Origin of the sequence: Winogradskyella helgolandensis (assembly GCF_013404085.1) — a bacterium.
GTDB lineage: Bacteria > Bacteroidota > Bacteroidia > Flavobacteriales > Flavobacteriaceae > Winogradskyella > Winogradskyella helgolandensis.
Genome location: NZ_JABFHO010000001.1, coordinates 3,791,417 through 3,804,808 on the forward strand (window position 1 = coordinate 3,791,417; position 13,392 = coordinate 3,804,808).

The 13,392-nt window shown below is 35.1% G+C and carries 5 protein-coding genes; 3 read left to right on the forward strand and 2 right to left on the reverse strand.

Annotated features, from left to right (window positions below):
* The first annotated feature begins 48 nt into the window (after positions 1-48).
* Both HM992_RS16080 and HM992_RS16085 read left to right on the forward strand, forming a co-directional pair.
* Complete coding sequence (locus HM992_RS16080; protein ID WP_179320383.1) at positions 49-1,350, forward strand: DUF4270 family protein; 1,302 nt, start codon at positions 49-51, stop codon at positions 1,348-1,350.
* Positions 1,343-2,578 carry a PorV/PorQ family protein gene (locus tag HM992_RS16085; protein WP_178984078.1) on the forward strand — a complete coding sequence of 412 codons (1,236 nt, stop codon included), beginning with the start codon at positions 1,343-1,345 and terminating at the stop codon, positions 2,576-2,578. The genes HM992_RS16080 and HM992_RS16085 overlap by 8 nt, the downstream gene beginning before the upstream one ends.
* 12 nt (positions 2,579-2,590) lie before the next feature.
* Here HM992_RS16085 and HM992_RS16090 read toward each other — a convergent pair whose 3' ends face one another.
* Both HM992_RS16090 and HM992_RS16095 read right to left on the reverse strand, forming a co-directional pair.
* The gene (locus HM992_RS16090; protein WP_229720515.1) at positions 2,591-3,640 is read right to left on the reverse strand and encodes a PorP/SprF family type IX secretion system membrane protein; all 1,050 of its coding nucleotides are present in this window, start codon (positions 3,638-3,640) and stop codon (positions 2,591-2,593) included.
* The gene (locus tag HM992_RS16095; RefSeq protein ID WP_179320384.1) at positions 3,600-9,665 is read right to left on the reverse strand and encodes a PKD domain-containing protein; all 6,066 of its coding nucleotides are present in this window, start codon (positions 9,663-9,665) and stop codon (positions 3,600-3,602) included. Before HM992_RS16095 ends, HM992_RS16090 begins: the two co-directional genes overlap by 41 nt.
* 445 nt (positions 9,666-10,110) lie before the next feature.
* On the opposite strand from HM992_RS16095, the gene HM992_RS16100 reads away from it, so the two are divergent.
* Positions 10,111-13,365, forward strand: coding sequence for a LamG-like jellyroll fold domain-containing protein (locus HM992_RS16100; RefSeq protein ID WP_179320385.1), 3,255 nt, complete (start codon positions 10,111-10,113; stop codon positions 13,363-13,365).
* The last annotated feature ends 27 nt before the right edge of the window (positions 13,366-13,392 follow it).

Consider the following 13,392-nt stretch of genomic DNA (forward strand, 5'->3'; position numbering starts at 1 on the left):
TTTATTACATCAATTGGGTAGTTGATTTGTACAAATTCTACAAAACAAATGTTGAAATCATTTCTAAAATTATTTACAGCGATTACTATTTTGATGGTAATTATATCGTGCTCTACAGACAATGAATACGAAAGCTTAGTTGCCGGTGAAGACTTTACTGGCACAAATATTAGAGTCCTATCTATTGATACTTTTTCAGTAAAACTATCTACCATGAAATTTGACTCTATAACAACCTCAACTAGTGGTAGACTATTGATAGGACAATATAACGATGACGATATGGGTATCATAAACACGTCTGCTTATGTCCAACTAAGCCCTTCTGCATATTACTTAGATAATGATGCTATTTTAGATAGTGTAGGTTTGGTTCTTGGTTATGATAATTACTATTATAACGACACCACACAGGTTGCAACACTTAATATTCATAAGCTAACCGATAAGATGACTTCTGATGATCTTTATTTTTATAATACAACAGAGACCTCATATGAAGCAACACCTTTAATAACTAAATCTTATTATCCCACACCAAATAATGATTCTCTTTTCGTAACCCTACCCTACAATTTTGGAGAAGAACTATTTAATGGTATACGAGATAATATTATTACAGATCAAGAATCACTGTATCAACAACTTAAAGGATTAACAATTCAGCCAAGTTCTAACGATGACGGTTCTGTAATTGGTTTTTCTACAGATACTGGCTTAAGCTACCTTCGCTTTTATTATACTATACCAGATGAATTAGAGACTGATGAGTACACCTATGATATGACAATTAACACCTATTATAACCATATAGAAAGTGATGTCACGGGTTTACCTCTAGAAGCCATTACTGGCCAGGAATACAACCTCACCTCCACAGAAAGCGGAAATATAAGCTACAACCAAGCAGGTACTGGTTATGTGACTAGAATTGAATTCCCGTCCATTAAAAACTTATATAATATTGGTGGTAGTGAAGGCACAATTTTAGACGCAACATTATACATAGAACCCAATTCATTATCACATTCAGATATTCAACCCTTAAGTGAAACCTTATTACTTTATACGATTGATCAAAATAATGATTTGGCAAGTCAGATAAGTAATAGTGTTGATGTTGTCACAGCAACGACAACAAATGTTGATTCAGAATTTAATCAGGTTGCTTTTACAGTGCCGGTAATTGATTTTATAGACCAAAAATTAAATGAGAGCCCTATAACACAAGATGCCCTTATTATGATTCCAACAGACTATAATTCGACTATAAATAAAATTATTTTTAATGACAGTCAGCGGTCAAACTTTAACACCAAATTAGTTATAACCTATGCAGTATATGAATAAATCTCAATCCCTAATGTTTTTATTACTACTGTTTGGGTTATATGGTAACTCACAGTCTAATAATCTTACTGGTTCTCCCTATTCTCTTTTTGGTTTAGGTGTAGAAAGTAATTCTGGTACAGGTAGAAATAGTGGACTTGGTAATACAGGTATTTCGTTAGATGCCAACTATGGCATTAACCTCTATAATCCGGCGGCTTTTGCTACATTAAAAGAAAATGAAATTACTTTTGATTTTGGTGGCTCTGCCGAACTTACTAATCTTACAGGTGGTGATGCCAATGAGCAAAGATCAAATTATAACTTCACCAATATATCAATAGCGTTTAATCATAATAACGACTATGGCATCGGTTTAACTTTAAAACCAGCAACAAATGTGGGTTACTCCTTAATTGGATTAGAAAACAATATTGAAGGTAGTGATGAACAATTCACAACTAACATTGGTGGTACTGGTGGTATCAGCGAACTAAGGTTAGATTATGCTAGAACATTCTTTGAAAATTTTAATGTTGGTATAAAAGCCTCTTATTTGTTTGGTAAAATAGAAGAAAGTGAATCTATAGTAACATCAAATAGTTATTTGGAAATTATTGAAACCAATTATTATGGTGGTGCGCAATTTGGTTTAGGTTTACAATACAAATTATTAGATAAACACAACTTTGGATTTACTATGGACTTACCTACAAAATTAAAAGGCACAAAAGATGTTTTTGTTGGTAAATACTCAAATTCAGCTTATAGTACACTTGAAGAAACTGAAGATGAATCTATTGACAGCTTTTACCTTCCTTTAAAACTTGGGTTTGGTTATAGTACCTCGTTTAAAAATTTACTTTTAACGGCCGATTATAACAAAAAATTCTGGTCGGCAACAAATCAATCTGATGCTATAGGTGACTACGTTGATCAAGATATTTTTGGTCTAGGAGCATCTTATGCTGTTGATCCAACAAGTTATAAATATTGGAAACGCGTAGATTTTAGAATGGGATTAAATTATAACTCAGGTTATCTTGAAGTAGATGATACTAAAATTAATACCTATTCGGCATCTTTTGGTATTGGCTTACCGATTGGTAAAAGGTCTCTCGTGAATATTTCATATACACTTGGTAAAAAAGGAACTACAGATAGTATTCTGATTGAAGAGTTCGTAAATACCTTAAACGTCAATATATCGTTATCAGATTTATGGTTTCAAAAACGAAAGTTTAACTAACACATCGTTGTATTAGCGTTTTCTACTACGATCGGTTTTACATCGTCTACAAGAAGATAAATAGGTTACAGATAGCTCATAAACTCCATTGGTTCTTCCTATTTTAGAAGTATTCATATCGTAAGACAAACCGAATCTAAACTCCGTGTATTCTAATCCAAAGAATCCATTGACAGAGGTTAACATATGGCTGTTATTATCATTCTTCGCAGGATTAGTAGCCGCAGTAACACCAATAAGAAATTGATTCACCATAAATAATGATCCAATATCTAAACGATTATATTCCCCTTGTTGCATGTAATTGGCCGTCATCATAATGCTATAATCATTCCTAAATGGAAATCTAAAATTACCATGTAAAGAATAGAAGATATCTAATGGTAATTCTTCTCCATCTACGAATGAAATATTGGGGCGATTCAAATGTTTTGCTGAAGCACCAAACCAATAGGTTAATCCATTAAATTCTTCCTTTTCAAAAACAAAGCCAGCAGAAATATCTCCAAAAAACACATTATCTACTGTATTACTTAACGGGTCTACAGACACAGGATTCACTACACCAGAATTAATATTTATCTGATCAGCCAAAGTAAGATTACCAAATGCAACATCTTTAAAACCCAAACCAACTTCTAAGGCTGGTCTAAAATACCAACCACCATCTAAATTAACACGATGTGCGTAATTGACATTAAGCTGATAATAATTATAATTACTAAATGCTTCGTGTTGTCTTAGAAAATTTACTCCCACTCCGAAACCCAAACTTGGTCCATAATCAAACGATTTATTGAGATAGGCGTATTGTGTATCTACTCTTAAATCTAAATTTGGCCACTGTGTTCTCGTTAATACTCCGGCTGCAATTCTATCGCTATCTTCAAAACCTGAGAATCCAGGATTTATTGTTTCTTGTATATAGTTAGATTGCGTAAAAATAGGATCTTGAGCATGCGATTTTAAACCCACTAAAACCGCGATAATAATTATAATTCTTTTCAATGTCTTTTCGGTTTTATCTGATGAATACAAAAGCTCCATGTTTCTTAATTTCATTTCCGTAAAAAGTCTTAGCTGTAAATGTGTAATAGTAATTTCCGTTTTCGGCTTCTTCATCTTTTACTTTTCCATCCCATCCTCTAATTGAATCGCCTGTTTCATTATAGATTAAACTTCCCCAAGTATCGTAAACATTCATCTCTAAACTATTTAGTCCGATAAAAACAGGACCAAAGAAATCATTAATACCATCGTTATTTGGTGTAAACGCATCTGGCATTATCAGTTTATAGCCTTCCTCAATAATTAGCGTTATTGTTTTTTCGTATACACAACCATAAGGATACGTTACGGTTTGTGTTACCACATAACTACCTGGAGTGAAATAGGTATGAATGGGATTTTCTTCTCCCGAAAAACTACCATCCCCAAAGTCCCACAGTATGGTTTCGTAATGCCCTGTGGCTTCGTTTATAAATTCAATAGGATCTTGAATGGCGTAAATGCCATAATTTAAATATCCATAGGATGTGGTATCAAAATCAGCATCTCCCAAAGTGGTTAGCTCCACATTAAAGGTGTAATTAATTGAACACCCAAAACTATCTGTAACGTCTAAAATCACTAAGCCATTTTCGTCCGTTGTCATAAATTCATTGTTCGCACCACTAACTGTTCCACTAGACCAATTGTATTGAAATGGTGGTACTCCTCCACTCGCTAAGGCTATAAAGGTTTGCTCTATAGTTCTGGCCTCACAATTCACATCAACTTGTTCTTCAACATTTAAAACCAAAGGTTCAAACCTGGTAACTTCCCAACTGCCTTCAATAGTACAACCATTAGCATCTGTAACTGTAGCGACATACGTGTTTGGTGGCACATTACTTAAATCTTCCGTGATTGCTCCATTAGACCAAACCACATTAAAAGGAGGTGTTCCTCCCTCTATAATTAAATTAATGGCTCCACTATTAGCATCTTCACATTCTAAAGCATTGGTAATCGTTGTAGACAAGGCTAATGGTAAAATATTATGAATGGTAAAACTCTCTTGAATCACGCAAGGCACACCATCTGTAATCGTCACCGTATAGGTTCCTGGCGCTAAGTTATTTCGTTCTGTACCCGCTGTAGCATCATCGTCCCAAACAAGGGTTACAGGATCGATGCCACCTACAAAGTTTAAGGTAATACTGGCATCGTTTTCACCAGCACAAGACATTTGTGTGATTTCCGGATCAATTAAAAAGACAGGAGGTTCATCGATAACCACAGGAAACTGACGTTCACAATTTTCAGCATCTGTTATGGTAATTGTATATATTCCGCCAGATAAATCGGTTTGACTATAACCTGTACCTAAATTGCTCCACGCAATGGTATACGGTGCTACACCTCCAGAAATTGAATTAATAAGTATTGATCCATCATTGTCACCATAACACACAATTTGTGACACACTCAAATCGATGTCAATTTGATCATTTTGAATAATCTCAACCTCTAAAGTATCGCTACAACCAGAATCATCTGTAACTGTAAGATTATAAATTCCTGCGATTAAGGTGTCTATATTTTGATTTGTACTTGAAAAACCATTCGGTCCAGACCAAGCATACGTGTAATCCGTTCGACCTCCAATGACATTTACAGAAATAATTCCAGTAGCATTTCCAAAACATAAAACATCCGTTTTAGAATCTAGTGTTACTTGTAATTCATCGGGTTCTTCTACATTAAAATCTAATTCTATTGGTCCACAAGAATGTGAATCCGTCACAGAAATAGTATAATCTCCTGGTCCAAGATTAGACAAGTCTTCATCTGTAGAAAAAGGAGCACCATACAATGTCCAAGTATATTCATAAGGAGGTGTTCCACCCGAAATATCAATGCCAATCTCTCCATCATTGGCACCAAAACATGAAATCGTTTCAACATCAAAATCTACGGCACTAAAGATTAACTCATCGGGTTCTGTTATGGTTATGATTTCAGAATACGGACAGCCACCATCATCTATAATGTCTAAGGTATAGTCTCCAGCTTCAAGATTAGAAATATTTTGATCTGTGCTTGAAAATCCATTTGGTCCTGTCCAATTGATGTTATAGGCATTTCCTGTTGAAAAAGGAATACCTCCCACAATTGTAATATCTATGGATGCAGTATTCACTTGATAACACAAATTATTTGTTACGGTTGAAGTTACCGAAATTGAAGGATTAACTGTAACTACAACGTCAAAATCCAAACCAGGACAGTTCCCTGAAACAGGAGTGACTGTATATGTTACAGTGGCTGAATTTGTCGTTGTGTTTTCTAAAAACTGAGATACTGTTGCAATTGGTGTTAACTGCTCTGTGGCTCCTGTTATGCTTCCTGCCGGACTCACTACTGGTGTTGACCATGTATATAAAGTGTTTAATGGTACAATATCACCTGTGTTACTTGTATCTGGTATAAATATGAATGTATTCCCACTACAAATTAATACATCAGCATCATCAATAATAGGAGTTTCGTTAACGATAATTTCTGCGGTGGTTGATATGATTTCAGTACAACCACCAGAGCTAAATGTGATAATAGCGTAATAATACGATGTTCCGACAGTATCAACTTCTGGACTATAGGTATCAGACGTGGCTCCGGGAATAGCAGTGCCCGTTGTGGTGTCATCTACAGGATTTAAATACCATTGGTATGTCGCTGTTCCTGTACCATTGGTATAAGCCACGGTTAATGCTGAAGTGGTTTCTCCTAAACATAATTCATCTGAAATAGGTTGTGCACTAAACTGTGCTCCTGCACTAATTTCGATCTCTGCTAAATCGCTTATTACTTCACAACCCGAAACATCTTGAGTTATAACACAGTAATAATACAATGTTCCTACAGTTGTTGCTGGAGGTGTATAAATACTTGAAATTGCTCCTGCTATTAATGTTCCAGAAGTGGCATTATTTACTGTATTGACATACCATTGGTAAGATAGCGTCCCTAAACCGCCTGATACCGTTACGTCCAAATCCTGAACCGCAGAATTCTGACATAAACTTTGAAAATCCAGAGGTTGGGTGGTTATCACAGGATCGGCAACCACCTCTATTTGTGAAACGTCGCTTATAAGCATTGAACAACCATTAGACACAAAAGAAATTTCTGCATAATAATAAAATATCCCAACCGTATTAAATACAGGAGGTGTATACGTTGACGCTGTTGCACCAGAAATTAATGTGCCACCAGAATTACTATTGGTGGTATTACTAAACCATTGGTAGTTTGCATTTCCTGCTCCTCCAGAAATAAGGACTGATAGTTCCTCTGAACTACCACCAACACATATTCCTTGTGTGTCTAAGGGTTGTGTGTCGATTTGTGGAGCATTAGCGACTTCAATTTCTGCTGTATCAGATATTATTTCATTACAACCACCAGAAGAAAACGTAATAACAACGTAATAATAGGTGATGCCAACGGTATCTGTTGGTGGAGAAAATGTGGCTAAGGTTGCTCCTGCAATAGCAGTTCCAGACGTGGTATTGTTTATTGTATTTTCATACCATTGGTAAACTGGAGTTCCTGTACCTTGATAAGCAACGGACAAATCATCTGTAGTACCATTTTGGCAGACACCATTTGAAATAGGTTGCGTTGTAATTAATGGAGCAGGCTCTACAATAATTTCAAAATCAACTGGCAATCCTTCACAACCATCAATTTCTGGTGTTACCGTGTATATTAAAGTAACTGGAGATGTCGTAGAATTAATTATGGTTTGTATCGGAATGGAATTAGACGTTCCACTTGGCGTATAACCTGCAAGTCCGGCTGGATTATTAGACACCCAACTGAACGTTGTACTCGGATCGTCTGATGTTAATATAATCGCAGTCGTTGAAGCTCCTGAACAAATGGTTTGCAAAACATCTGTATTTGTAATTGTTGGAGAATCGTTAATAGAAAACGTTTCGGTTTCAGTCGTTGTTCCACAACCATTTGTGATACTAAAGGTAATTGTATAATCACCAACCGTTGTATAATTTATTATTCCTGGATCTAATTGATCTGATGTTGCCGGTGAACCTCCAGGAAACAACCAACTATAGGTTATCGTATCTGATGCAGGTGCACAAGTATCAACCGTCGCTATAGGATTAAAAGTTAATGAACCACAAGCATCATTAACAGGATCTAATATTGCTGTTGGTGGTTGTTTAACCTCGATAAATTGAGAGGTTGAAACATCACCACAAGAATTTGTAGCCCTCATGATGATTTCATAAGTTCCGGCAGTATCAAATTGAAACGAAGGATTTTCAGAATTTTCATCTGTACCATTCGTGAAACTCCAAGATTCTGAAATCCCACAAAACTCTGAGGTGTAGATGACTTCCCATAAGTATGTATCCGAACCACAAGACTGAGAAAGATCTATTGTATTTGTAACATCAACATCAAAAGGAATACAACCTATGGAGCTACTCACGTCAAAACTAGCGACCAATTCCGGTTCAATACAAATCGTTTTACTTACTGGTGCAGTAGCACCACAAAAATTCTCTTCACTCAGCGTTACGGTATATGTTCCTGGAGAGGTATACGTATGACTTGGACTTTCTAAATCTGAGGTCGTACCATCACCAAAATCCCATACATGATTAGCTTGCTCTGTACAATTAGGACCATAGCCATTTTCAGTCGTATTGGTAAATTGTATCTCAGTATTTAGACAGCCTGGTGAATCAAATTCAAAATCAACTTCTGGTAACGACAATAACGTAATAGGACCTGCAGTAGAGATCGTATTTCCACATGACGTGGATATATTTAAAGATATTATATATCCAGGATTAGGACAACTTGATTCTGTATAAATGTGATCTAAAGGAAATGGACTTGCTGCAGAAGGATTTGCTGGATCATAATCTGAAGATGCCGCAATTAAATTTCCTTGGGTAAACGTTTCCTGAGTACCATCTCCATAATCCACATAATAGGTAGTGTCTTGAGGATTTTCTCCCCAATCTGCAATAGTAAAACCTAGGTCATTTACAGGTAAACATAAATTAGTTGTATTACCTGGGTTTGACACATTACCTCCAGGGTTACTTGAGTTTTTTACAAGATACGTATCATTGGTAATACAACCATTAACTCCATAACCTGTAATCACCATATCAAAAGAACCTAATACATTATACGTATGGGTTATCGGAAATGTAATATTGGTTTCAGATGCACCATCACCCCAATTTATATCATAGGATGTTACACAGCCATCAGAAGGTGATACATTCCCAACATTAACCGTATAAGATGGATCTATTGTATTGTTACCACAATTATCAAATGGAAGAAATTGTGCATCTAAATCGTCGAAACTAAGGTTAGGACGTTGCTTTACGCTTATCGTTTTTGTGCTACTTGCTGTACAACCATTACTATCTGTAACCGTTAAATTTGCTGAAAAATTTGAAAAACCACAACCAAATGCATCGTAGCTATGTGAAGGGTTTGCATTCGTAGAACTACTAGAGTCACCAAAAGTCCAATCATAAGTAAAAGGACCATCTCCCGTTACCGTTGAAGAAAAACTAACAGGTGTCCCAGAACAGGCATCATCGTTAAAAGTAAAATTTACTGTTGGAGGAGCTGCAACCGTTATCGTAGCTGTTCCGTTTGCCGTCGATGTGGTATTAGAACCATCACGAACGGATACTAATTGATACACAAAACTACCAGCAGTATTAGTGTTTACATTTATAGACACTGAAGCGTCAGAACCCGTTGTTGTTACTGTTTGATTAGCGCCTCCATTAATAGTATATGTAAATGTATATGGCGTAGAACCTGCAGAACCTGTAAAGTTTATTTGAGGTTGTGGACTTTCATTTAGACAAACCGTTGCTGTTCCAGATATATTAGCATTAGGCGCCAAAGCAAATGATTTCACTTTACTTAATTCTAGTTTGTTGTGGTTGGTAACAACATTATTTGAAATATTAACTGCTCCAATGATACCAAAAGCCAAACCGACAACCATCAGTAGGCAATATTTTATTTTCCCCATAAATATGTAATAGCTAATTACTTAAAGGTTTCCAATGTAGATAAATTCTTGTTAAGTCAATATTAAACTTTAACATTTTCGACAAGAACATTGAAATTACTATGAATGACACTTTTAGTAAAATAATTGCGTGTAAATTAAAGCTTTACATTAATATAAAGAATACACGATAATGGGTATTTTTTCACTCAAATTATGCTCATTTAGGTTATTAAAGTCATAATCAATACATTATAAAATTCAACATTCTTTTTCGATTTCAAGCTTTCACTTCATCATAATTCAGAGGTCATGATTACAAAATAAACACTCAATCGAATTCTAATGACACGCATCATTTCACTACAAAAAACGCATTTCATCGGATTTTTTTGCATTTTGTAGATGAAAATTGAAAAATTATTATATCTTAGCGCCATAATTATTTCATTCAACCCCAAATCCGATGAAAAAAATTACGCTGATTTTTTGTCTTTTATTAATAGTGCTCTCGTTTAGTTATGCGCAGCAATTAAATACTTCAGAACCAATTAACACCAATAATAGCGATTATTTAAATTGGTCGCAATTAGAAGATTACGATTATAACAGCGCATTCATAGATAACACTATCTTATCACAACCTTCTATTAGTTATAATTCTGATGAACAAAGATCTGATGATATACTTATCCTAAGTTTAGTAAATAATAACACTACAAATAGCCAAAACTTTAATAATCCACCTCAAATTAATCAATCTTTACTATCGGGAAATAATGGTGCTTATTTAGATGCAACAGCTTCACCAGTAAGCTTAAATCTTAGTGCCGATATTAACTCAGAAATTACAACGACGGTTTCATACACCGCAATGCAGCGCATCTGGAAACTTGTTCCGGTGAGTGAAGAGGTACCAAGATTACATCTTAAAATTCCACATGAAATAATCAATAACACAACTACAGGTAATTATTATATGTTTGTTTCTGATACGGATACCTTTGATACTAATGTCGATTTTAGAATTCTAACTTTAGATGACAATAATTACTTAGAAACAGAATACAACTTAAACAGAACTATTTATGTAACCTTTGGTTTTTCACGAGAAATTACAGCAGAACGATCGCTCTATTTTAACGGATCGGACAGCTATATAGATATGCAAAATACATTAGATTTAAATCCTGATGGTTTTACAATCTCTGCATGGATTAAACACGATTCCGAAAGCACGGGTAATGTTTCCATTCTTTCTAAGAGAGATGTAGCATTTACGAAAGGTTATGACTTAACACTTACTAATTCCAACAAGATTAACATCAATTGGAAGAACAGCAGCAGTCAATCGCTTACATCGCACACTTCGATTCCAGATAATCAATGGCATCATATCGCTATAACGTATGATGGCTCAAACGCGTCAATCTATATTGATGGTGTGTTAGATAATTCTGCTGAAAAAACAGCACCTATGGCTACAACCGAATCATTTCATATTGCAGCTGCAGGAGAAATCACACCAATACAGCACTTTAAAGGCCATATAGATGAAGTGCGCATTTGGAATACATTCTTAACCGAGAGCCAATTACGTTTTATAATGAATCAAGAAATTGCAAATGACTCCGGACATGTTATTGGAACGGAATTACCAATTTCTATAACTAAAAATGAAATCAACACGATTCCTTGGTCAGATTTAGCCGCATATTACCCAATGAGCAAATTTACCTATAAAAATACTATCGATGCTTCTGGAAACAGAAACAATGGACTGTTAAAACATATTTTGACGGTTGATAAAGAAACCACGCCATTACCTTATCAATCCAATCAAGATGGCGATTGGAATAACAGTACAACTTGGACAAATGGAAATTTGCAATATAGTCCTGGCTCTGCATCCATTGTAAACCCAGATATTACTATAGATTGGAACATTGTTAGAACATCTCACAATGTAACCATGGATAATTTGTATGTATCAACATTAAATAAAAATAACAGAACTATTCTTGGTTTGTTTGTTGATGATAACGAACTAAAACTGACAGGAGACACTGCATCGCATATTGGATATGGTTTAACAGTAACTCATTATTTACAGCTTACAGGAACAATAGATTTGGAAGGAGAATCACAATTAATTCAAACTTTAGAAAGTGATTTAGAAGTTGTTTCTAACGGAAAAATTGAACGCGATCAACAAGGAACGGCTGACACCTATACTTATAATTATTGGTCATCACCTGTAAAACGTCTCAATTCAGAATCTAATAATTTTAGAGTCATAGATGTTTTAAAAGACGGTACAGATCCAAATGAACCAGTAGACATAAATTTTTCGTCTTCAGGTTATAACGGAGCTGCAACACATCCTATTACAATTGCGGATTATTGGATTTGGAAATACACAAACATCGCAAGTAACACCTATTCTGCATGGCAACACATTAGACGTACTGGCACTATTTTACCTGGTGAAGGTTTCACCATGAAAGGTCCAGGAACAGGTTCTATTTCTACACCACAAAATTATATATTCTCAGGGGAACCGAATAATGGAAATATTAACCTTCCGTTGTTTGCCGATAGCGATTATTTAGTAGGAAACCCTTATCCATCAGCTATTGACGCTTTACAGTTTATTAAAGATAATGGTCCAGATGGGGATACCAACACATCACCATTAATTAGTGGCACATTATATTTCTGGAACCATTGGGGCGGAGGTTCACACACTACACAAAACTATGAAGGTGGTTATGCCATATACAATTTTTCAGGCGCAGTCGCTGCTGCTTATAAAGGCAATAATTACCCACTTTTAGAAACGGATGGTGAACCAACAAAAGCACCAGGACGCTACATTCCTGTTGGTCAAGGCTTTTTTGTGGTTGGTGATAATTCAGGTACTATTAATTTTAATAATGGCCAACGTGTTTTCAAAAAAGAAGGTGAAACTTCAGTATTTATGCGAAGTTCTAATACCACAACAACCAACACTAACTATGCTACAGAATCAGAAGACAATAGAATGAAATTCAGAATAGGTTTTAATTCTGTAAACACTATTCGTCGTCAGTTATTATTAACCATAGACGAAGACGCATCTTCTGGCGTAGACTGGGCTTATGATGGAAAGATTAACGAGGAACAGATAGATGATATGTATTGGCTTATCAATGATGACGCTTATATTATTCAAGCTAGTAATGAAACTGACGCGTCTTCAGTCTATCCAATAGGTATTACAACGAACACCAATGGTGTAAATTCCATAATGATTGATAATTTGGAAAATGTCCCAAGTGACATGAATCTGTATTTACACGATAAAGAATTAGGTATTTATCATGATTTAAGAACAGGGAGTTACGATATTTTCTTAATCAAAAGTGACTATCTCGATCGGTTTGAAATTACATTCGGTACTGAAGAAGATTTATTAAGTATTGAAGATCGCATCGCAAATTCTATTGATGTGCTCTATTCTAATGCTATTGAAAAAATTGTAATAGTCAACCCAAGTCTCCTAGAAATTAACGAAATGATTGTATTTAATATGTTAGGACAATCCGTTTATACCGTTAATAGAATTGAACAAAGAAATTATTCAGAATATAATATAAATTATTTGAGTGCCGGAACCTATATCGTTAAATTACAAACAGATACAGGAGCCCTTATAACCAAGAAAATTTTAGTTGATTAGATTAATTGTTTTTAGTTAGTGATTAGA